The sequence below is a fragment of the Cohaesibacter sp. CAU 1516 genome (assembly GCF_005771485.1).
Classification (GTDB): Bacteria; Pseudomonadota; Alphaproteobacteria; order Rhizobiales; family Cohaesibacteraceae; genus Cohaesibacter; species Cohaesibacter intestini.
The window spans coordinates 261,091-282,291 of record NZ_VANT01000003.1 but is presented as its reverse complement, the minus strand read 5'-3'; the positions used below and the strand labels follow the sequence as shown (position 1 = coordinate 282,291).

Here is a 21,201-nt window from a genome sequence, read left to right as displayed (position 1 = left end):
CATGCGCCGGATACTCATCCATATGGACCCGGAACGGGATCGGGAACAACAGGAGCTGCTCGCTGCAGCCGATGCGCTGTTCCCCGATGCAGGCCGTCAGCTTCATGTCCTGCTGATCCACGGCACCTGCGATGCCCTCAAGGGCAAAGTCGATGCGATCCTCGACGTGCGTGATCACCACATCGATGGATCGGATGCACGACAAATGTGCGGGGTGATGGCGGCTTTGCACCAGACCCACGCCTATGACGCCATTCTGATGGCAGATGATCTGTTGGGTCGTGACTGCGCCCCGTGTCTCGCGGTCAGGATCGAGGCTGCAATCGTCACCTCTGTCTCGGCCATTGGCAACGAGCAGGGCAAGGCAATCATCGAGCGCCCAACCCATGTTGGTCAAGCGATTGGCCGCTTTGAAGCCGATCCAGCACGCCCGTTGGTCTTGACCATCCAGCCGCGCCGGTTTGTGCCCATTGACCAAGCGGAGCGCCCAACCGCAATCCTTCGCCCCCAGCTTCCGAACCTTGCTGCCAGCGATATTCGACGGATTGCCCGGCAAGAGATCGATCGGCCCGACATCCTTGACAGTGATATCCTGATTTCCGGTGGCCGCGGCGTTGCGCGTGATTTTGCTGCCCTTCAGCCGCTGGCCGATGCGTTGGGCGGTGCGGTTTCTGCCAGCCGTGCAATGGTTGATGCGGGCTTTGCTGATCGCAGCCAACAGGTCGGCCAGTCGGGCAAAAGGGTGAGCCCTCGTCTCTATTTGGCGCTTGGCATCAACGGTGCCATCCAGCATGTCGTGGGGCTTGCGGATGCCGAGCATATCATCTCAGTGAATACCAATGTGGATGCACCAATCTGCAGCCTTTCCGATATCGTCGTCAAAGGCGATGCACTCACATTCGTCGACAAGTTGCTCAATAAGATCAAGGAGGAGCAAAGCAATGGAACCGTCTGACTTCAATATGGATTTCTTCTCTTGCAAGGGCAAGAATGCCATTGTCACCGGCGGCAATGGTGGTCTCGGACAGGCCTTCTCGACCGCCTTAGCGAAGGCGGGCGCCAACATCATGGTGCCTAGCCTGATGGAAGATGATGGCACCACCCGTTCTCTCGTCGAGGCCTGCGGAGTGGAATATCGCTTCATCGAAGCCGACATCACCAAGGAAGGAGAATGCAAGCGTGTCGTCGACGCCTGCATGGAGCAATGGGGCAGCGTCGATATTCTGATCAATTGCGCGGGCATTTCGATCAACGAAAAGGATGTCACCAAATTCTGCCGCACCCAGTGGGACAAGATGGTCTCGGTCAACCTGACCGCCGCCTTTGAAATGATCCACGAAGCCTGCATCCACATGATCGCGCAAAAAAGCGGCAAGATCATCAACATCGCCTCGCTCTTTTCCTTTTTGGGCGGGCAATGGTCTCCGGCTTATGCCTCGACCAAGCATGGCATTGTCGGCCTGACCAAGGCCATGTGCGATGAACTGGCCCAGTTCAACATTCAGGTCAATGCCATCGCTCCGGGCTATTATGCAACGCCGCTGACTGAAATGACCCGCAAGGATGAAAAGCGCAATGCAGAAATTCTCTCACATATTCCGGCCAACCGTTGGGGCTGGACCACTGACTTGATGGGTGCGACTGTCTTTCTGGCCAGTCCGGCCTCGAACTATGTCAATGGCACGGTGCTGACCGTCGATGGTGGCTATTTGATGCGCTGATAATGTCCGACCGGAAGGGCTCTTGTCCGGTCGGATCGCCCCCTGCTGACAGGCGACTGCATGGTGGCTGCAAGCAGGGTGGCCCGCTGACAGACCTCGTCCATCCCCGAATGGCGCCCAGACGCGGGCGAGGTCTGTCCTTTCTCTTTGGGTGGAGACACAATGATGCAAAAAGACAAACAATACATCCTGTCCATTGATGGTGGCACGCAAAGCACCAAAGTGGCGATCTTCGATCTGACCGGCCATGAACTCTGCTCCCACACGGTCAAGCTGCAGCCGATCCATCTTTATGGAGCAGACCGTGCCGAGCATCCCGATGACGATCTTTGGGACAGCCTGATCGAGGCCTGTCAGGCCCTGTTTGCCAAGTTCGATGGCGACAAGGGGGCCATTGCAGGCGTTGGCCTTGGCTCGATCCGCTGCTGCCGCACTCTGATCCGCGCCGATGGGTCGCTGGCCTCGCCGGTGCAGAGCTGGATGGATTTGCGTCTCTCTCGCCCCTATCAGCACGAAGACGACACGGTCAAATATGTGACCACCACCACCGGCTATCTCACCCATCGTCTGACCGGAGAGACCAGAGACACGCGCAGCAATTATGTCGGGCCATGGCCAATTGATCCGATCACCCTTGACTGGTTCGAAGATCAGGAGACATTCGACAGCTACACCACCCCGCGCGACATGTTGTTTGATCTCGTTGACCCGGCCACCATCCTTGGCCATGTCAATGCCTTTGCTTCCCACGTCTTGAGGCTGCCGCAAGGTCTGCCGGTCGTTGCCACCGCCAATGACAAGGCCGTTGAAGGCTTGGGCGCGGGCCTCGTCAATGATGGCACCGTGTTGATTTCGCTCGGCACCTACATCACTTCGATGATGGTGGGCGATGAAAACCGTCAGGATGCGACCAGTTTCTTTGCCAATCCCGGCGCGGTTCCCGGCGAATTTCTCTATGAAAGCGCCGGCATCCGCCGGGGCATGTCGACGGTTACCTGGATCAAGGATCTGCTCGGCGGCGACATTGTCTCTGAGGCCGAAGCGCAAGGGCTGAGCCCGGAAGCCTATCTCAACAAGCGGGCAGCCGAAGAGGTCTCCCCCGGCTGCGATGGCCTTTACACCCTGTTGCATTGGCTTGCCCGGCCCAGTCACTTGCATGAGCGCGGCGTGATGATCGGCTTTAACGGCAATCACAAAGGCCCGCATATGTTCCGCTCGGTGCTCGAAGGCATTGCGCTGACCATGAAGAACAATGTTCAGGCCATGTGCGACGAACGCGGCGTTGCCCCCACCCGGATTATTGTCAGTGGTGGCGGCTCGAACGGCGATCTCTTCATGCAGATCTTTGCCGATGTGTTTGGTGTCCCCGCCTTTCGCAACGAGGTCAATGGATCGGCCAGCATGGGCGCGGCCATCTGCACCGCTTTGGCGCTGGGCATCTATGCCGACCGACAGGAAGCCATAGACAAGATGGTCCGCCGCAAAGATACCTTTGAACCGGTGCCAAGCAATGTGGCGCTCTACCAGAGGATCAATCAGGAGGTCTATCAACATCTGGCAGCCGAGACCGATGGCTTGCTGAAGCGCTCACACGCCATTTTTCATGGCGAGGAGGAGTAAACTTGACCGAGGATCTATCCCCTCTTGTGGATCCTGATCGCCATTGACGGGCGCGAGCCAAGAAACAAGACCCCCGCCATCCGACAGGAGGGCGGGGATTTAAATGGGCAGCGGTTGGCGCTTAACTTGCGCGCAAGACACGGGCCAGAAAATCGCGCGTGCGCTCTTCTTTCGGATGGGAGAATATCTCTTCCGGCGTGCCTTGCTCCAGAATGCGCCCCTTTTCAAGGAAGCAGACCCGGTCGGCCACATCCCGCGCGAAGGCCATTTCATGGGTGGCAAGGATCATCGTCATGCCATCCTGCTTGAGGGATTTCAGCACTTCGAGCACTTCGCCGACCAGTTCCGGATCGAGCGCCGACGTGATCTCGTCAAACAGCATGATTTCCGGATGCATCGCCAGCGCCCGGACAATCGCCACCCTTTGCTGCTGACCGCCGGACAGCTGATCCGGATAGTGCCCCATCCGGTCTTTGAGCCCAAAGCGGTCAAAAAGCGTTTCGATCTCGGGCCGCAAGGCGTCGCGGGAAGCCTTGAACACCCGCCTTGGGGCCAGCATCACATTCTCTTCCGCGGTCATATGCGGGAAGAGATTGAAGGACTGGAAGACAATGCCGATCCGCTGGCGAATGGGCTGCGGGTCAAGGGCCGGATCGCCGATCTCCTCGCCCTCCAGCCAAATTTCGCCGTCATCCACCGGTTCAAGCAGATTGATACAGCGCAGCAAGGTCGACTTGCCCGAGCCGGAAGCACCGATCAGGCAGACCATCTCGCCTTCATCCACCTCCAGCGAGATGCCATTCAGCACCTTGGCCGGGCCGAAGGATTTATGCAGATTGTTCAGTCGCAATTTCATGAGCGTGCCCGATTTTGCTTGGCAATCAGATGATCAGCCAGTCGTGTAGCCGGGATGGTGACAACAAGAAAGATGGCGGCGGCCACCACATAAGGCGTGAAGTTGGCCAGCAGCGACTTAAAGACCCCCGCCTGCCGGAAAATCTCCACCGGTCCGATGAAGGACAGCAAAGCCACATCCTTTTGCAGCGCGATCAAGATATTCATCTGCGCCGGGATCACCCGTCGGATGGCTTGCGGCAACACCACATAGCGCATCACATCGGCCTTTGACAGGCCAAGGGATAGGGCGGCGCTGCGCTGGGACTGGTGGATGCTTTCAATGCCGGATCGGAAAATCTCGGCCACATAAGCAGCATAAGTCAACACCAGAGCCACCGTGCCCCAAATATAGGGCGAGTTGAACGGACGGGTCAGACCAAGCCCGGGAATGCCAAAGCCGATCAGATAGACCACCAGCACCACCGGCACGCCGCGAAAGATGTCCGTATAAAGCGCGGCAAACATCCTGAGCGGATACAGAACCGGATCGCGCACATCGCGCGCCAGCGCAATGGCCAGCCCCAGCATGGCAATTAAGGGCACCGACCAGGCAAAGATCGCCACATCCAGCATGAAGGCGTCCAGCAGCTTGGGAAAGCTGCGTACCACCACATCCCAATTGAAAAAGCTCTGCTTGACCCGCTCCCATCCCGGCGTCAACGGGACGAGCAGAATGATCGCGGCCAGCACGGCGAAGGTCGACAAAGCCGCAAGAAGCAACGAGCGGCGTCTGAGCTTGCGTTCAAACGCCTGTCGGCGGGTCAGTCCCATTTGCATATCGCTCATTATTTGATGACCGGCACGCCCGTGGTTTCAGCCAGCCAGGTGGCTTCCAGCTTGGCCAAAGTGCCATCCTCGGTCAGTGCCTTGATGGCATCATCAAGGCAGGCCTTCAGCGGGTTGCCTTCTTCCATCAGCATGCCGAACTGATCGGGGTTGGTGCTGCGGTCTGCCGGAAACTGCCCAAGCAACAACCCGTCATTGACCACAACGGCGGAGAGATACAGCGCGGTTGGTAAATCGAACAGAGCCGCATCGATCTGACCGGCCTGAATGGCTGCGGTCACATCCGCATTGTCATTGTAAAGCAGCGGGTCGCTTTCTGGTCCAACCAGCTGTGCCAGCATCGGCACGGCGGTGGTTGTCGCATGGGCGCCCCATTGCAGTTTTTTCAGCGATTCAAGGGTTGGCTTTGCGCCTTTCTCGACCACCGGCTTGGTGGTCAGTACAGCCATGGCCGAGGTGTAATAGGGGGCGGAGAAATCGACGGTTTTGTCGCGGTCGGCAGTGATTGAATATTGCTGCATGTTGACGTCGAAATCTTTCGGTCCCGGCTGGATTGATTCATCAAAACTGGTGCGCACCCAGACCACATCTTCCCGCGCGAAGCCCATTTTGTCCGCCACCGCATAAGCGACCGCTGGCTCAAAGCCCTTGCCGCTTTCCGGCGCGTTATCAATCACCCAGGGGAAATAGGCCGGGTTGCCGGTCGCAATGGTGAGCTTGCCGTCGACGAGGGTTTTGCCGCTGGCGCACTCATTGGCGGCCAAGGCTGGCAGGCTGGCCACCACAAAGGTGAGCGCCAGCGCAGGAACTAGAGCGGTGGTGTGCAAGGGCAAGGTCATGAAAACGTCCTTCATTCGTTGGTGAGGCAAGCCCGAAATGACTGTCGGAAGGGCTTTCTGGCCCGGTCCGCACTGTCTTGTCTGCAAGCAAGGCATGGTGACGTCCGGGGGACAAGTTTCAGCCGCTAGATGACCCAATTTTCCTGCTTCTGTCCAGCCTCGAATCCGGCTTTTGACTTGATAAGTAACCGCTACGCCGTTTGGCCGTGGTGCGAAGCAAAGATATGAACAAGCTGCGCTTTCATCAATGGCTTTGCAATCTTGGTGCAAGCAGGGACGCACCGGGGCCATCGCCCCTTGATCACCTCGCCACACCTTTGCGTGAGCTTGGCCCTTCAATCCTTTTCTTCGGCACAGACCATACGCATATCGAGGCGGCAGAGAGCCAATTAATCTGAAAGCAATCTTACTGACAAGGAGCTTTTCAATGACCAATACCACAACCAATCCCCGCGATATCGCGGTTGAAATCGTCCATGGATTTGTTGATGGCGACAAGGGCGGCAACCCGGCTGGCGTTGTTCTTGATGCTGACGACCTGACTGAGCCCGATATGCTGGCCATCGCCGCCAGTGTCGGTCTGTCAGAGACCGCCTTTGTGTCGCAATCTGCGAGCGAAGGCTTCAAGTTCGACTTCTTCACGCCAAACCGCCGCATCGCCCATTGTGGGCACGCGACCATCGCAGCCTTTTCTCATCTTGATGCCCTGAGCCGCATCGACAATCCCGAGACCTCGAAAGAAACGATTGATGGACCGCGCCGCATCCGCATGAAGGCAGGGGCCGCCTATATGGAGCAGCTTGCACCGAAATATCAAAAACTGACGGACTGGAAAGAGGCTGGCGTGAGCCTTGAGGCTGTCCTCTCTTCTCTGGGCCTTGAGGAAGGCGCGCTGGACCCGACTTTCCCCTCGGTGCTGGTCAACACGGGCAACAGCTTCATTGTCCTTGCGGTCAAAAGCGGAAAACAGCTTGCGAGCCTGAAGCCCGACTTCGCGGCGATTTCCGATATCAGTGAGCGGCTGGATCTGATCGGCTACTATATTTTTACCACCGACCAGAGTGCGACCAAGCGCGACGCCACGGCGCGAATGTTCGCTCCACGTTATGCGATCGAGGAAGAAGCCGCCACCGGGATGGCCGCCGGGCCTCTGGCCTGCCTGCTGCATGATTTCGGCCCGAATGCCAAAGAGATTTACGATATCGAGCAAGGCACGTTCATGACACCGGCATCGCCCAGCCTTATTCATGTCGAACTGGAGACCAAGGGCGGCAAAATCACCAGTCTGATGGCTGGTGGCCAAGGCAAGGTGATGCGGTCTCTCACGGTGACCATCTGACGCGCATCCATGGCACGGTACCGCGCAACAAAAAAAGCCTCTCCCCCGGTGGGGAAGAGGCAGCATGAATTCAGTCCAATCCGGTTAGGGATTAGGAAGGCAGTTTCCAGACATCCGGAGCTGCTTCGAAGCGGGCTTCGAACTTGGCCAGTTCTTCCGAGATTGCCACTGGCAAACGGTCGCCATACTTCTTGAAGTATTCTTTCAGCTCAGCAGCTTCTTCCAGGCCACCGGCTTTTTCAACGTCGGTGATGGAAGCATACTGCTCTTTGGAGAAGTCCAGACCAGCCCATTCCAGATCGTCATAGGTTGGCATGTAACCGAATGGGCTTTCGACGGCATCCACTTTGCCTTCGACACGATCAATAACCCATTTCAGGACGCGCATATTGTCGCCGAAGCCAGGCCAGATGAACTTGCCGTTTTCGTCTTTGCGGAACCAGTTGGTCCGGAAGATTTTTGGCAGTTTCAGATCGCCGCGTTTGCCCATTTCGATCCAGTGGTTCCAGTAGTCGCCCATATGGTAGGCCATGAATGGCAACATGGCGAATGGGTCACGACGGATACCGGACACGCCGATGGCGGCAGCGGTGGCTTCGGAGCCGATGGTGGCAGCACAGAAGACGCCATGGTTCCAGTCGAAGGATTCATAGACCAGTGGGAAGGTCTTGGCCAGACGGCCGCCGAACAGGAATGCAGAGATTGGCACACCATCCGGATCTTCCCAAGCCGGGTCGATGATTGGGCACTGGTCAGCAGGGACGCAGAAACGGCTGTTTGGATGGGCACCTTTTTCGCCGGACTCTGGGGTCCAGTCATTGCCTTTCCAGTCGATGCCATGTGCAGGTGGCTCGCCGTCCATGCCTTCCCACCATACGTCGCCGTCGTCGGTCAGAACAACGTTGGTATAGATGGCATTGCCTGGTTCCAAGCTCTTCATTGCCATTGGGTTGGACTCGTAGGAGGTACCCGGAGCCACGCCGAAGAAGCCGCGTTCTGGGTTGATCGCACGCAGGGTGCCATCAGCAGCAGGCTTGATCCATGCAATATCGTCACCAACGGTGGAGACTTTCCAGTCGTTCATTTCTTCTGGAGGCGTCAGCATGGCGAGGTTGGTCTTGCCGCAGGCAGATGGGAAAGCAGCTGCCAGATAGTCTTTTTTGCCTTCTGGGCTTTCCAGACCAAGGATCAGCATATGCTCAGCGAGCCAGCCTTCGTCACGCGCCATGGTGGAAGCGATACGCAGAGCAAGACATTTCTTGCCGAGCAGAGCGTTGCCGCCATAACCGGAGCCATAAGACCAGATTTCGCGGGTTTCTGGGTAGTGAACGATATATTTGTTCTTGATTTCGCCTTCACAAGGCCATGGCACATCTTCCTGGCCTGGCTCGAGCGGAGCGCCAACGGAATGGACGCAAGGGATGAAGTCGTCTTCGCCAAGAACGTCGAGTACTGGCTGACCCATGCGGGTCATGATTTTCTGGTTGACCACCACATATTCGGAGTCGGTGACCTGTACGCCAATCTCAGCGATTGGGGAGCCAAGTGGACCCATGGAGAATGGAATGACATACATGGTGCGGCCCTTCATGCAACCGTCGAAACGGTCTTTCAGGATCGGGCGCATCTCATTGGGGTCCATCCAGTTGTTGGTTGGGCCTGCGTCGATTTCTTTCTCGGAGCAAATGAAGGTACGTTCTTCAACACGCGCTACGTCACTCGGGTGGGAGCGAGCAAGATAGCTGTTCGGGCGCTTCTCTGGGTTCAATCTGGTAAAGACGCCGGCGTCAACCAGTTTCTGACACAAACGATCATATTCTTCGTCAGAACCATCACACCAGTGAACCTGATCCGGCTTGCAAAGCGCAGCCATTTCGTCGACCCAAGCAAGCAGCTTTGCGTTCTTGGTATTGCTCATGAATTACCTCGATGTCGTTGATTGTGGACCACTCCGCTGCCCCATTGAAACAGCGGGGAAGAGGACGTTACCCCGCTTCTAGCATGTTAGAGATAACCTCCCCTTGATGTATCTCATCCTGCTCAGAAACTGATCGAAAACTACTCTTCTTCACCCCCCACGACAAGCGTATGAACCCTATAAAACGCAGATTCAGCCTCCGTAAGCGTCAATCATGCCTGTTATACCTTAGCCGCATATCAAATTGTGCAAAAACTGCTATGAAAGCGCTGTTTGTAACGATTGAACTGCGTCATTTTGTCCATATTTTCGTGAATTCGCTTCCATTCACGCAGTGTGAGTCTTGCCTCGGCAATCCACTTTGCCCGGATCGGATGGCAGCGCAAACATCGCGACAAGTCAAAGTGTTATAGCGTCCGGGCAATTATATGTGGATTAATGCGTAGGCACGACCGACCGGCTTTGCCTGCATCCTTTCGTCGTGTTGGCGTCGATTGAACCAAATTGCACCAAGGGCGATCGGATCGCCAACTGGCGGAACAGATCAACCGGATCAGGGTGACTTTTTCACGCTTGAAAGACGAGATGATTGGCCTTTGTCACCCCTGTCCAGAGACCGCGAGGAGGTGAAGAGATGGCAGGACGATCTTGCCGACGCCGGAAGGGCGTTTGAAGGGCTGTTGCAGAGCACAAAATACACCTTCGGACCGAAGAGCCTCCGATGCAGCTCAGCGCCATAGACATTATAATATAGGGGCCTGACGCAGACCGCCCATGAAGCCCGTTTGAAACGTGTTAAAATGCCATGATATCGGCACCGGATCGGGGGCCGAATGACGGCGCACACATTATTATATAGAGAGCTGTGTGTGGTGGGGCTCACGCACGGCGAAAAATCACGCTCAGATTGTTGGCGGGCATCTCGATCACGGCATCAAGCGCAAGGTCGTTGGCCTTGGCGCAGGCAATGACGTCGTCCAGTTGCCGAATGCCCCAAAGGGGATTGCGGGCCTTCAGGCTCGCATCAAATGCCACATTGCTTTCCACGAACGGCACGCCTTGCTGCCGATAGGGGCCGTAGAGGACCAGTGGAGCACCGGAGCTGAGCAACAGCCCGGCTCCTGCCAGCAAGCCTTCGGTTGCAGCCCATGGACTGATATGCACCATATTGATGGCCAGAATGGCGTCTGCTTTGTCCAGAGGCCAGGTATCAGTCGATGCGTCCAGATCAAGCGGTGGCAGAATGGTCTCGAGTTTTTCTTCTGCAATGCGGGCTGAGATGGAAGACCGAGCCTCGGGGGAGGGGTCCGAGGGTTGCCAGATCAAGTCGGGCAAATGGCTGGCAAAATGCACCACATGTTCCCCGGATCCGCTGGCAATTTCCAGTATAGTGCCAGATGCGGGCAGGTGGTCCCGCAAAACCTGCAGGATCGGCTCGCGGTTGCGCAGGGCCGACGGGCTTGTCAGCTTTTGATCTTGATCGGTCATTATAAGTCCCCCTCCATTCGTGGCGTTTCCCGCCTTATCTTACCGCCTAACATGCCTTGATATCGTTGCAAAGACAAATGGCTGACGATTCGCCGCAGACAGTAACAGGCGGCCCGAAAGCCGCCTGTTTTGAAGCAGCAAAGATGGAGAGGCTGCTGGGTGAAAGATGTCTCGGACCCGGATCAGGCACTTTCCGGTGTAAAGGTCATGGCGACCCCGTTGATGCAATGGCGTTTGCCTGTCGGCTGGGGTCCATCGTCAAAGATATGCCCCAGATGGCCGCCGCAATTGCTGCAATGGACCTCTGTCCGGGTCATAAAAAAGCTTTTGTCGACGCTGGTGCCGACTGCATCGGGCAGGGCTTCGTAAAAACTCGGCCAGCCGGTGCCACTTTCATATTTGGTCTTGGAGGAATAGAGCGCCTGATCGCAGCCGGCGCAATGGAACAGGCCAGTGCGTTTCTCGTCGTTGAGTGGACTGGTAAAGGCGCGCTCAGTGCCGTGATCACGCAACACGCGATATTGCTCATCAGACAGGCGCTTGCGCCACTCCGCGTCGCTCAAGGTCAGGGGAAAGCTGCCGGCTTCAGTCGCGTGAGACTGACTTCTTATCAACAGACCTGACGCGCCTGCGCCTAATAGGGCTGCCGCACCGGACAGAAGAAAGGTCCGTCTCTTCATGATGATCTCCTTTGTTGATTTCGAGTGTTGCCGTCTCCCAGACTTGTCATGGAGGAAACGGCCACTGTTCCAAAGATAGGGATCCGCGCAATCAACCGCCAATCACATTGATGACAACACCGATGGACCCGCAAGGCTGAGGGAGCCGCCAATCTCCCTATCAAGTGCAAGGATATGTGACGCGCATCAGGCCCGCTCGAACGGATCCTCACCGATGGTCCGCTTGACACTCATGCGAATTACTAGATGGAAATGCCTCAATCTTAACGCAAACTTGTCTTGCTATCAGCGAATTTGCGCATTTCTAGAAAGTTTGAACGAAAATTTGTGAATTTTAAAAATTGCGCGCGTAAAAAAAATATGGTTACCTGCATAGGTTACCAACACGACGAAGGCACCATGATCAGAACACCGAAAATCCGCAACATGGAACAATTCGCCGAGGCGAGTGGTTTGTCCCGCCCGACGGTCTCCAAATTCTTCAACAATCCGGACAGTGTGCGGCCCTCAACGCGCAAGAAGATTGAAGAAGCTCTGGAGCGCTTCGATTATCGACCGAACATTTATGCCATTAATCAGAACCGCCGTCTGACCAAGACAATTGGCATTGTCGTACCCTATTTGACGGACCCCTTCTTCGGCGAAATTGCCCGTATGCTGGCCGCCAAATGTGTGGCCGAAGGCTATTCGCCTTCGATGTTCAGCTCGAACGGCACTGCGGAGCAGGAATGTGAAATCTTCGACAATTTGCGCTCCATGAAGCCGACAGGCGTGTTGCTTGCGCCCCTTGGTCGCCTGTCTGATCAAAGCGCGGTTGCAGCCTTCTGCAAGGATGTGCCTACTGTTCTTTTTGATAGCAATATCAAAGATTTGGGTCTTTCTTTTGTTGGCTCAGACAATACCCAGTTCACCGCGCTGATGGTTGAGTATCTGCATCGAACCGGCGAACCTCCGGCCTTGTTGGAAATGAAAACGCCACCAAACCCGAACGCGCGAAAACGCCGTCAGGGCTATGTCTCGGCGATGGAATATCATCGTCTGGCGCCGGAGATCGTCCAGATTGATGGTGAGGGCTGGCGGCTGGAAGATATCGGCTATGCGGGTGGTATGAAGGCCTTTGCCGACAAGGCGTTCAAGTCCCGAACCGTGCTCTGCTCCAACGATCGCCTGGCCATTGGCTTCCTGGCCGCCTGCCATGAAAAGGGTCTCAAAGTGGGCATTGGTCCCGATGTGGACATTCGTGTTGCCGGGCAGGATGATCATCCCTTCTCGCGCTTCACCTACCCGCCCTTGACGACGATCGCTCAGGATTATGAGTCGATTTCCAAGCGCGCAGTTGAGGCGCTTCTCGATGCTGTGAAGGAGGAACAGGTTCCGACCGAGCGGCCAGATATCTTTTTTGAAGGCAAACTGATCATGCGCAAATCGGCGTAATCTCTATAAAATTTACGCGCGTAAAAAAATAGTTGACCGCGCGATATGGATGTGTTTTCATTTCCCCTAGACGAAAAGCAATCTAGGGAGGAAGAATAGATGCTTTACAAAAACGTCCTGGGCCTAACCACGGCCCTGACCATGCTTGCAACTGGTGCAATGGCGGCTGATACCACCTTGACCATCGCGATTGTGAACAACGGTCACATGATCAACATGCAGAAAGTTGCAGAAGCTTACACCGAGAAAACCGGCGTGAAACTCAACTGGGTCTCCCTCGAAGAGGGTGTCCTGCGTGAGCAGGTCGCATCTGATACCGCCACCGGTGGCGGTCAGTATGACGTGATCAATATTGGTATGCAGGAAACCCCTGTCTGGGGTGCCGCTGGGTGGATCGAGCCTCTGAAATTTGGGGCAGACTACGATGTCGACGACATGCTGCCTGCCATTCGCAACGGCCTGTCCCATGAAGGTCAGCTCTATGCTGCGCCTTTCTATGGCGAGTCTTCGATGGTCATGTATCGCAAGGATCTGACCGATGCTGCTGGCGTGACCATCAAGGACAACGACAGCTGGGAGAACATCAAGAAGGCTGCTGCTGCGATCCACAATCCGGACAAGGGTGTCTATGGCGTCTGCTTGCGCGGCAAGCCGGGTTGGGGTGACAATATGGCGTTCCTGACCGCCATGATCAACTCTTTCGGCGGCGCATGGTTCGACAAGGATTTCCGTCCGACCATCAACACCGAAGAGTGGAAAAAAGCCATCAGCTTCTATGTTGATCTGCTCGGCACCTATGGCCCTCCAGGCTCCGAAGGCAACTCCTTCAACGAAATCCTCGCCCTTTACAATGAAGGCAAATGCGGCATGTGGATTGACGCCACGATTGCAGCGTCCTTCCTGAAGGTCGATGGTGTTGACTATGCTCAGGCTCCAAATGCCGGCAACCCGGTTGGCGCCAACTGGCTCTGGGCTTGGGCAATGGCGGTTCCTGCCGGCACCCCACAGAGCGAAGAAGCAAAAGCCTTCATCGAATGGGCAACCTCCAAGGATTACATCCAGGCTGTTGCCAGCCATCCGGACTTCGGCTGGGGATCTGTTCCAACCGGCACCCGCAAGTCGACTTATGCTCAGCCAGAATTCCAGAAAGCTGCCAAATTTGCAGCAGCTGAGCTGAAAGCCATCGAAACGGCTGCACCAGAAGCAACCGATCTGAAGCCATATGTCGGTGTTCAGTTCGCTGCTATTCCGGAATTCCCGGAAGTTGGCTCCGCTGTGGCTCAGGAAATGGCTGCTGCTTTGTCCGGCGCAAAATCTGTCGAAGAAGCCCTTGAAGCTTCGCAGGAAGCTGCTGAAGCGATCATGAAAGAAGCTGGCTACTTCGAGTAAGCTCTCCCAACTCCCAGACAAGAGGCTCGGCTCTATGCCGGGCCTCTACCCAAATCGGGTAGGTGATTGGCCCCGTTGGCCACGTCTCGTCATGGGACGAGAGCTTGACACCCCACAAGTATACCGCAACGTGGACGGTGACTGAAACAGGTCGCAGGAGCGTTACCGATATGAATAATCGAAAACTACCACGCCTTCTTCAGACGCCGGCCGTATTGCTGTTGCTTGTCTGGATGTTGGTGCCTTTGAGCATGACGCTGTTCTTCTCGTTCATTCGTTATGTTCTGAACAATCTGCGTCGCCCCGAATGGACCTCGCCTTCAATCGATAATTGGCGCGGTTTTGGCAACTACGATTTCGTACTGCATTCGAAAGACTTCCTGTTCGCCATTCAGAACAGCCTGTTCATCGTTGGCAGCATTCTGTTCCTGACGGTGATTCTGGGTGTCCTGATCGCGATCCTGATCAACAATGCCTTTCCGGGCCGCGGCATCGTTCGCGTGCTTTTGATTTCGCCATTCTTCGTCATGCCTGCCGTGAATGCAGTGCTCTGGATCAACATGATTTTGGATCCTGTGCTGGGTTTGCAGGGGATCGCCATCGAAGGCATCAATGGCGTGATCATGAGTTTGAAGGATGCGCCCATCGTTGGCTGGTTCTTCTCGCTATGGCCGACATTGGAGCCGATTTCCTTCCGCGCCACGCAAACCTCCGCCTATGCCGTGATCATCATGGTGACCTGGCAGTGGACGCCCTTTGCCGTCCTGATCTTCATGACCTCCTTGCAGTCTGAAGACCAGCAGCAGAAGGAAGCTGCGGTTCTGGATGGTGCTGGTCCATGGTCGCAATTCCGGTTCCTGACCCTGCCGCATCTGGGTCGACCGATTGCCATCGTGGTGATGATTCAGGCCATTTTCCACCTGTCCCTCTATGCCGAGATCGAGATTGTCAGTCGCGGCAACGGGAACAAAAATCTTCCCTATCTGATCGGTGAATTTGCCAACAACAATATCGGCGCCGCCAGCGCTACGGGCATCTTTGCGGTCATTCTCGCCAACATTGTCGCGATTTTCCTTCTGCGCATGGTTGGCAAAACTCTGATGGAATGAGGAGCGGATCAATGGCTATTGTTGCACAATCCTCGACACTGGGACGCTCAAGCCGCATGCTGCTGGCTTGGGGCGTGGGACTGACCTTCTTCTTTCCGATCTTCTGGATGGTCCTGACCAGCTTCAAGACCGACGCCGACGCTGTGAAGCCTGAATATCTGTTCTACTTCACGCCAACGCTCGAAAACTACACCAACATGACCGAGAATTACGACTATTGGCGCTTTGCCGCCAACTCGGTCATCACCTCTGTCTTTGCGACCCTCTTCACCCTCGCGGTGGGGATTCCCGCAGCCTATGCAATGGCATTCAATCCGAGCCGCCACACCAAGGATGTCTTGATGTGGATGCTCTCGACCAAGATGCTGCCAGCCGCGGCCGTGCTCTATCCGATGACCTTCCTGACGAAAAACTTCCTCGGGATCTTCGATACCCACTTCCTGCTGATCATCGTGCTCAGTCTGATCAACCTGCCAATTGTGGTCTGGATGCTCTTCACCTATTTCAAGGAGATCCCCAAGGAGATCATCGAAGCGGGCAAGATGGACGGTGTGGATACATGGGGCGAAATCAAGGAAATCCTTGTGCCACTTGCATGGGGGGGCATCGCTTCAACGGCCCTTCTCTGTTTCATCTTTTGCTGGAACGAAGCCTATTGGACCGTCCGCCTGACGACGACGGACGCGGCCACCCTGTCCAAACTCATTGAAGGCAACCGTGCCCCCGAAGGCTTGTTCTTCGGTCGCCTGTCGGCGGTATCCGCGGCAGCCGTGGGTCCGATCATCGTGCTCGGCTGGTTCTGTCAGAAACAATTGGTCCAGGGTTTGACCTTTGGCGCTGTGAAGTAGGAAAAGATCATGGGACGTATTAAACTTGAAAACGTGACCAAGAAGTTCGGCGATCTCGCGGTCATTCCAGAACTCAACCTAACCATCGAAGATGGGGAATTCACGGTCTTTGTTGGCCCATCGGGCTGTGGCAAGTCGACCCTTCTGCGCCTGATTGCCGGTCTGGAGGATGTCACGGCCGGTCGGGTGCTGATCGATGGGGAGGATGTCACCGAGATCCCCCCTTCCAAGCGCGGTCTGGCGATGGTGTTCCAGACATATGCCCTCTATCCGCACATGACCGTGCGCAAGAATATCGCCTTTCCGTTGCGTATGTCCGGCATGAGTGAAGCCGAGCAGGAAAAGCGTATCGAGGCGGCTGCCAAGGCGCTCAACCTGACCGACTATCTCGATCGCAAGCCGGGCCAGTTGTCCGGTGGCCAGCGGCAGCGTGTCGCCATCGGTCGAGCCATCGTGCGCGACCCGACCGCCTTCCTGTTCGACGAGCCACTCTCCAACCTCGATGCCGCTCTGCGTGTTGGCATGCGCCTTGAGATCAGCGAGATGCACAATCGTCTGGGCACCACGATGATTTATGTGACCCACGATCAGGTTGAAGCCATGACCATGGCAGACAAGATCGTCGTGTTGCAGGCCGGTGTCATCGAGCAGGTCGGCTCACCGCTTGAGCTTTATCGCACCCCACGCAACAAGTTCGTTGCCGGCTTCATCGGATCGCCAAAGATGAACTTTCTCGAAGGCGATGTGGCAGCCAAGATGGGAGCCCATACGATCGGCGTTCGTCCTGAGCATATTCGTGTTGCGTCTGAACCGAGCGAAGGCTGCTGGAAAGGCACGGTCGGTGTGGCAGAACATCTCGGCTCGGACACCTTCATCCACGTGCATGACGTGCCCGGCTGTGACCCCATGACCGTTCGCATGGGCGGTGATATGGAAATCAACAATGGTGACAAAGTCTATCTGACGCCTGAAGCAGGCCAGATTCACAAGTTCGATAAAGAAGGGATGCGGGTCCAATGAAACGTCTTGCAGGCAAAAATGCGTTAATTACGGGTGCAGCGCGCGGCATCGGTCGCAGCTTTGCCGAGGCCTATATCCGCGAAGGCGCAAAGGTCGCCATCGCGGACATTGACCTGGAAAGAGCGCAGCGCTCCGCCGCCGAACTGGGCGACAATGCGATTGCCATCAAAATGGATGTCACCAGTCAGGAAAGCATCGATGCGGGCGTTGCCCAGGCCATCGATGCCTTCGGCCAGATCGATATCCTGATCAACAATGCCGCAATATTCACCGCCGCCCCGATCGTCGAAATCGACCGGGACGACTTCCAACGGGTTTTTGACATCAATGTCAGCGGCACGCTGTTCACGCTGCAGGCCGTCGCCCGCCACATGATCGACAAGGGCATCAAGGGCAAGATCATCAATATGGCCAGCCAGGCGGGACGCCGCGGCGAGTCGTTGGTTGCAGTCTATTGCGCAACCAAGGCGGCCATCATTTCCCTGACCCAGTCGGCCGGTCTCAATCTCATCCAGCACGGCATCAACGTCAATGCCATATCTCCCGGTGTCGTCGATGGCGAGCATTGGGATGGTGTCGATGCCTTCTTTGCCAAATACGAGAATAAGGAACCGGGTCAGAAAAAACGCGAAGTCGGATTGAGCGTGCCATATGGGCGTATGGGCACCGCAGAGGATCTGACGGGCATGGCTATTTTCCTGGCGAGCGATGACGCCGATTACATTGTCTCGCAAACCTATAATGTGGATGGTGGACAATGGATGAGCTAGTTTCTCTTAGCAACGATACGCTTGAGCAAGTGCCAAACGGCGTTGCGGTTCCCAGCTATGATCGCTCGAAGCTGACGCCGGGGATTGTCCATATCGGTCTTGGCAACTTCCATCGCGCCCATCAGGCCTGGTATTTACACCGGCTGATGGAGCAGGGGCTGGCCCATGACTGGGCGATCATTGGCGCAGGCGTGCGCCCGGCCGATGCCGCCCAGCGCGAGCGGTTGCTGGCGCAGGATTGCCTGACCACCCTCGTTGAGCTTGACCCCAAGGGCAAGTCAGCTGAAATCACCGGCGCGATGATCGACTTTATTCCCGTCGAGCCGGACAATGCCGCTCTGATCGCCCGGATGGCGGAGCCTGATATCCGCATTGTGTCCTTGACTGTAACCGAAGGGGGCTACTATTTCGATCCGGCCACCGGCGAGTTTGACCGCAATCACCCGGACATTGTCCATGATGCAGAGAATCCGGCCACACCGAAAACCGCCTTTGGGGCCATCATCGCGGCTTTGAAACTGCGCAGAGCTTCCGGGGCAGGGCCCTTCACGGGTCAATGCTGTGACAATCTGCAGGGCAACGGGGCCATTCTGCGCCGCACAATCGTGTCCCTTGCCCGCATGTCAGACCCGGATCTCGCCGCGTGGATCGATGCCAATTGCAGCTTCCCCAATTCGATGGTGGATTGCATCGTGCCCGCCACCGGACCGAAGGAAATGGACATGGCACAGTCCTTCGGCATCAAGGATGCCGCACCTGTGACCCATGAGAATTTCCGCCAATGGGTGATTGAGGATGACTTCTGTGCCGGACGTCCGGATTATGACAAGGCCGGAGCAACCTTCTCCGACGCCGTGCATGATTTCGAGGTGATGAAACTGCGCATCCTCAATGGCGGTCATCAGATGATCTCCATGCCCGGAGATCTGCTCGGCATCATCACCATTTCGGGCTGCATGGAGCATGCTTCCATCCATCGCTTCTTCAAAAAGGCGATGCAAGAAGAGGTTCTTGCCAATGTCAAGCCGGTTCCCGGCATGGATCCGGCAAGCTATCTCGACCTGATCGTGACGCGCTTCTCCAATCCGGAGATCGTGGACACCACCAAACGCGTGGCCTTTGACGGCTCCAGCCGTCAGCCGGGCTTCATCATTCCGTCGATCCATTCCGCCCTTCAGAATGGACAGCCAACCGACGGATTGGCTCTGATGAGTGCCTTGTGGCTGCGTTACTGCCTCGCCAAACGAGACGATGGCAGCATCATAGAGCCCAATGATCCGAATTGGGACGCTCTGCAAGCAGTGGCCAGAGAAGCCGAAAAGAACCCGGTTCTCTGGATCGAACAGCAGCAATATTATGGCGACATTGCCAAAAACACCCCATTCAAGGACAGTTTTGTCAAATGGGTGAGCATGCTGGAAGACAAAGGCATAAAAGAAACGTTGGATGCCTATGGCGGTGGGACCGCCTGAGGTCAAGACGACCCCTGTTGATCAAGCAAACTGGGCCTCTCTGTTTCAGAGAGGTCTTTTTGTTTTGCGGCAGGCGTGCGGTTTGTTGCCGCCAGTGACCGGCGTGACGGGGCGACGAGACGTCTCACTGGCCACAAAAACGCGGGCCATAACTTCACCAGCCATTGAACGAAAAAGAGCAATCGCGCGGGCGACTGCTCTTTTTGGTATCTGTCGTTCGATGGTGGCTGAAACGCTTTGATAAATCTGCGCTCAGGCGCTGACCCGAAGCTTTGATGCCTTTTTCTCGAAATGAGCGACGATAAAATCGGTTGTCTGCGCGGCATCAACTGGCTTGCCCAGATGAAAGCCCTGTCCATAATCACAGCCCAGATCCTTCAGGATCGACATCTGTTCCATTTCCTCGATGCCTTCAGCGGTGGTGTGCAGACCAAGGCCTTCTCCCAGCGATAGGATGGTCTTGACGATCCGCATCTGCTTTTCGTCGGTATTGACGCTGGCGATGAAGCTGCGGTCGATCTTGATGCGATCGAAGTAAAGATTGGAGAGCTGCAACAGGTTCGAATAGCCTGTGCCAAAATCATCAAGGGCAATCCGGACACCGGCATTGTGCAGGCTCTTAAGCACGAAGCTTGCGGTCTCCATATCGTTGACCAGAGAGGATTCCGTGATTTCCACTTCCAGACGATGCGGCGGAAGTCCGGCCTCCCCCAAAACCGACAGGATGCGCAGACCGACCAGACGGTCTGACAGCTGCAGCGGAGACAGGTTGAAGGACAAGGTCAGATCCGCGGGCCATGTCTTGGCATCCTTACAAGCCTGCAACAGCAATTGGTCCGACAATTCGGTGATCACACCCATATCTTCGGCAAGCGCAATGAACTTTTCAGGCGAAACCGGACCGTGCCCATTGCGGGTCCAGCGAGCCAAGGCTTCAAACCCGCGCAATTCGCCGGCTTTCAGGTCAAACAGCGGCTGATAATGCGGCTTGATCTCGTTGCGGGCCATGGCTGCCAGCAAATCCTGCTCGAATTGTGAACGCTGAAGTTTCAATTCCAGCATCTCTGGTTCGAACGTGGCAACGCAATTCTTGCCCGACCGCTTGGCGTGATACATGGCGATGTCAGCATTGTTGATCGCACCGGTAAGGTCGCGGCTGTCTTGCGGATATTTGGCCAAACCGACCGACACGCCAATATGGTTGGTGATGCCGTCAATGACAATGGGTTTGAGAATGCTGTTTCTCAGATTCTCGGCGACGGCCTCAAGATCTGGCGTTTCAGCAAGATTGACAACTGCGAGAAATTCATCACCGCCCAAACGGAAGGCCAGTTTGATCGCCTCATTCGAGGTGATGCGTTCTGCCACTTGCTTGAGCAGGCGGTCGCCGCCTGCATGGCCTGTCAGATCGTTTATTTTCTTGAACCCATCCAGGTCAAGGGCGATCAGGCCATAGGATTTGGCTTCGCTTTGATTTTTCTTCTTGCCAAACCCACGCTCGGTCTTGTCGACAAAGCTTTTGAGATAATGGCGGTTGGGAAGACCGGTCAGGTTGTCATGGCGAGACAACCAGTCAAGATCGCTCTCGGCGCGGGCACGGCGCTTGCCTTCCTCGGACTGTTTGTAAAGATGCCGGTAATAGTTGAAGGCGCCGGCCAAACCAAAAACCACAGCTGCCAGAAACAGTTCATCCAGCTCCCATCCTTCATGGGCCTCCATGAAGGTCACAAGCGTTTCAAAGGCATCATGTTGTTCTCCATAGATCCACACCAAAATGGCGAGGAGGGAGACCAGTGCAGGCTCGAGATGTTTGGATGAGAGCAGTTTCCGCCACATGATTTTTCTTTGTCCGCTGGATGTATCTCCACCCA

General features: G+C 55.9%; 18 protein-coding genes. 11 read left to right on the top strand and 7 right to left on the bottom strand.

Annotated features, from left to right (window positions below; translation table 11 throughout):
* Position 1: 1 nt before the first annotated feature.
* The 3 genes from FDK21_RS10945 (at position 2) to FDK21_RS10935 (ending at position 3,341) form a co-directional block, all read left to right on the top strand.
* A complete protein-coding gene (locus tag FDK21_RS10945) occupies positions 2-955 on the top strand; it encodes an electron transfer flavoprotein subunit alpha/FixB family protein (protein ID WP_138148529.1) in 954 nt (317 codons plus the stop codon).
* On the top strand, positions 942-1,721 hold the full coding sequence (locus FDK21_RS10940; RefSeq protein ID WP_114007753.1) for an SDR family oxidoreductase: 780 nt from the start codon (positions 942-944) through the stop codon (positions 1,719-1,721). Before FDK21_RS10945 ends, FDK21_RS10940 begins: the two co-directional genes overlap by 14 nt.
* Positions 1,722-1,886: 165 nt before the next feature.
* Positions 1,887-3,341 (top strand): FGGY-family carbohydrate kinase, encoded by a 1,455-nt coding sequence (locus tag FDK21_RS10935; protein ID WP_138148528.1) that lies wholly within the window; start codon positions 1,887-1,889, stop codon positions 3,339-3,341.
* 121 nt (positions 3,342-3,462) lie between these two features.
* On the opposite strand, the gene FDK21_RS10930 is transcribed toward FDK21_RS10935, so the two are convergent.
* From FDK21_RS10930 to FDK21_RS10920, 3 genes are read right to left on the bottom strand one after another with little or no spacing between them, the layout of a single operon-like run.
* Positions 3,463-4,197, bottom strand: a complete 735-nt coding sequence (locus FDK21_RS10930; RefSeq protein WP_138148527.1) for an amino acid ABC transporter ATP-binding protein — start codon at positions 4,195-4,197, stop codon at positions 3,463-3,465.
* Positions 4,194-5,024: an amino acid ABC transporter permease gene (locus tag FDK21_RS10925; RefSeq protein ID WP_210238744.1), complete on the bottom strand. Its 831-nt coding sequence runs from the start codon at positions 5,022-5,024 to the stop codon at positions 4,194-4,196. The genes FDK21_RS10930 and FDK21_RS10925 overlap by 4 nt, the downstream gene beginning before the upstream one ends.
* Positions 5,024-5,863 carry an ABC transporter substrate-binding protein gene (locus FDK21_RS10920; protein ID WP_138148526.1) on the bottom strand — a complete coding sequence of 280 codons (840 nt, stop codon included), beginning with the start codon at positions 5,861-5,863 and terminating at the stop codon, positions 5,024-5,026. Before FDK21_RS10920 ends, FDK21_RS10925 begins: the two co-directional genes overlap by 1 nt.
* 427 nt (positions 5,864-6,290) lie before the next feature.
* Between FDK21_RS10920 and FDK21_RS10915 the strand changes: the two genes are divergently transcribed.
* The gene (locus FDK21_RS10915; protein ID WP_138148525.1) at positions 6,291-7,202 is read left to right on the top strand and encodes a PhzF family phenazine biosynthesis protein; all 912 of its coding nucleotides are present in this window, start codon (positions 6,291-6,293) and stop codon (positions 7,200-7,202) included.
* A 91-nt stretch (positions 7,203-7,293) separates the two neighbouring features.
* On the opposite strand, the gene FDK21_RS10910 is transcribed toward FDK21_RS10915, so the two are convergent.
* The 3 genes from FDK21_RS10910 to msrB all read right to left on the bottom strand — a co-directional run bounded on the left by FDK21_RS10910 (position 7,294) and on the right by msrB (position 11,288).
* Positions 7,294-9,120 (bottom strand): phosphoenolpyruvate carboxykinase (GTP), encoded by a 1,827-nt coding sequence (locus tag FDK21_RS10910; protein WP_138148524.1) that lies wholly within the window; start codon positions 9,118-9,120, stop codon positions 7,294-7,296.
* 879 nt (positions 9,121-9,999) lie between these two features.
* Positions 10,000-10,608 (bottom strand): DUF938 domain-containing protein, encoded by a 609-nt coding sequence (locus FDK21_RS10905; protein ID WP_138148523.1) that lies wholly within the window; start codon positions 10,606-10,608, stop codon positions 10,000-10,002.
* A 182-nt stretch (positions 10,609-10,790) separates the two neighbouring features.
* Entirely contained in the window at positions 10,791-11,288 is a 498-nt protein-coding gene (gene msrB / locus FDK21_RS10900; RefSeq protein ID WP_138148522.1) for a peptide-methionine (R)-S-oxide reductase MsrB, read from the bottom strand.
* A gap of 399 nt (positions 11,289-11,687) precedes the next feature.
* Here msrB and FDK21_RS10895 point away from each other — a divergent pair, with 399 nt between their 5' ends.
* From FDK21_RS10895 to FDK21_RS10865, 7 genes are all read left to right on the top strand, one after another.
* The gene (locus FDK21_RS10895) at positions 11,688-12,722 is read left to right on the top strand and encodes a LacI family DNA-binding transcriptional regulator (RefSeq protein ID WP_138148521.1); all 1,035 of its coding nucleotides are present in this window, start codon (positions 11,688-11,690) and stop codon (positions 12,720-12,722) included.
* A gap of 99 nt (positions 12,723-12,821) precedes the next feature.
* Entirely contained in the window at positions 12,822-14,111 is a 1,290-nt protein-coding gene (locus tag FDK21_RS10890) for a sugar ABC transporter substrate-binding protein (RefSeq protein WP_114007743.1), read from the top strand.
* A gap of 170 nt (positions 14,112-14,281) precedes the next feature.
* Complete coding sequence (locus FDK21_RS10885; protein ID WP_114007742.1) at positions 14,282-15,220, top strand: sugar ABC transporter permease; 939 nt, start codon at positions 14,282-14,284, stop codon at positions 15,218-15,220.
* Between the two features lie 11 nt (positions 15,221-15,231).
* A complete protein-coding gene (locus tag FDK21_RS10880) occupies positions 15,232-16,068 on the top strand; it encodes a carbohydrate ABC transporter permease (protein ID WP_138148520.1) in 837 nt (278 codons plus the stop codon).
* A 9-nt stretch (positions 16,069-16,077) separates the two neighbouring features.
* Positions 16,078-17,088 (top strand): ABC transporter ATP-binding protein, encoded by a 1,011-nt coding sequence (locus FDK21_RS10875; RefSeq protein WP_138148519.1) that lies wholly within the window; start codon positions 16,078-16,080, stop codon positions 17,086-17,088.
* A complete protein-coding gene (locus FDK21_RS10870) occupies positions 17,085-17,858 on the top strand; it encodes an L-iditol 2-dehydrogenase (RefSeq protein ID WP_138148518.1) in 774 nt (257 codons plus the stop codon). The genes FDK21_RS10875 and FDK21_RS10870 overlap by 4 nt, the downstream gene beginning before the upstream one ends.
* A complete protein-coding gene (locus FDK21_RS10865) occupies positions 17,846-19,330 on the top strand; it encodes a mannitol dehydrogenase family protein (protein WP_138148517.1) in 1,485 nt (494 codons plus the stop codon). Before FDK21_RS10870 ends, FDK21_RS10865 begins: the two co-directional genes overlap by 13 nt.
* Positions 19,331-19,582: 252 nt before the next feature.
* On the opposite strand, the gene FDK21_RS10860 is transcribed toward FDK21_RS10865, so the two are convergent.
* The gene (locus tag FDK21_RS10860; protein ID WP_138148516.1) at positions 19,583-21,166 is read right to left on the bottom strand and encodes an EAL domain-containing protein; all 1,584 of its coding nucleotides are present in this window, start codon (positions 21,164-21,166) and stop codon (positions 19,583-19,585) included.
* Positions 21,167-21,201: the final 35 nt, after the last annotated feature.

What these genes read in the sequence shown, in the direction of transcription:
- FDK21_RS10865 (WP_138148517.1), top strand. Translation starts at nt 17,846, where the DNA reads ATGGATGAGCTAGTTTCTCTTAGCAACGATACGCTTGAGCAAGTGCCA.
- FDK21_RS10940 (WP_114007753.1), top strand. Translation starts at nt 942, where the DNA reads ATGGAACCGTCTGACTTCAATATGGATTTCTTCTCTTGCAAGGGCAAG.
- FDK21_RS10860 (WP_138148516.1), bottom strand. Translation starts at nt 21,166, where the DNA reads ATGTGGCGGAAACTGCTCTCATCCAAACATCTCGAGCCTGCACTGGTC.
- FDK21_RS10930 (WP_138148527.1), bottom strand. Translation starts at nt 4,197, where the DNA reads ATGAAATTGCGACTGAACAATCTGCATAAATCCTTCGGCCCGGCCAAG.
- FDK21_RS10895 (WP_138148521.1), top strand. Translation starts at nt 11,688, where the DNA reads ATGATCAGAACACCGAAAATCCGCAACATGGAACAATTCGCCGAGGCG.
- FDK21_RS10935 (WP_138148528.1), top strand. Translation starts at nt 1,887, where the DNA reads ATGCAAAAAGACAAACAATACATCCTGTCCATTGATGGTGGCACGCAA.
- FDK21_RS10890 (WP_114007743.1), top strand. Translation starts at nt 12,822, where the DNA reads ATGCTTTACAAAAACGTCCTGGGCCTAACCACGGCCCTGACCATGCTT.
- FDK21_RS10915 (WP_138148525.1), top strand. Translation starts at nt 6,291, where the DNA reads ATGACCAATACCACAACCAATCCCCGCGATATCGCGGTTGAAATCGTC.
- FDK21_RS10910 (WP_138148524.1), bottom strand. Translation starts at nt 9,120, where the DNA reads ATGAGCAATACCAAGAACGCAAAGCTGCTTGCTTGGGTCGACGAAATG.
- FDK21_RS10905 (WP_138148523.1), bottom strand. Translation starts at nt 10,608, where the DNA reads ATGACCGATCAAGATCAAAAGCTGACAAGCCCGTCGGCCCTGCGCAAC.
- FDK21_RS10885 (WP_114007742.1), top strand. Translation starts at nt 14,282, where the DNA reads ATGAATAATCGAAAACTACCACGCCTTCTTCAGACGCCGGCCGTATTG.
- FDK21_RS10875 (WP_138148519.1), top strand. Translation starts at nt 16,078, where the DNA reads ATGGGACGTATTAAACTTGAAAACGTGACCAAGAAGTTCGGCGATCTC.
- FDK21_RS10925 (WP_210238744.1), bottom strand. Translation starts at nt 5,024, where the DNA reads ATGAGCGATATGCAAATGGGACTGACCCGCCGACAGGCGTTTGAACGC.
- FDK21_RS10945 (WP_138148529.1), top strand. Translation starts at nt 2, where the DNA reads ATGCGCCGGATACTCATCCATATGGACCCGGAACGGGATCGGGAACAA.
- FDK21_RS10870 (WP_138148518.1), top strand. Translation starts at nt 17,085, where the DNA reads ATGAAACGTCTTGCAGGCAAAAATGCGTTAATTACGGGTGCAGCGCGC.
- msrB (WP_138148522.1), bottom strand. Translation starts at nt 11,288, where the DNA reads ATGAAGAGACGGACCTTTCTTCTGTCCGGTGCGGCAGCCCTATTAGGC.
- FDK21_RS10920 (WP_138148526.1), bottom strand. Translation starts at nt 5,863, where the DNA reads ATGACCTTGCCCTTGCACACCACCGCTCTAGTTCCTGCGCTGGCGCTC.
- FDK21_RS10880 (WP_138148520.1), top strand. Translation starts at nt 15,232, where the DNA reads ATGGCTATTGTTGCACAATCCTCGACACTGGGACGCTCAAGCCGCATG.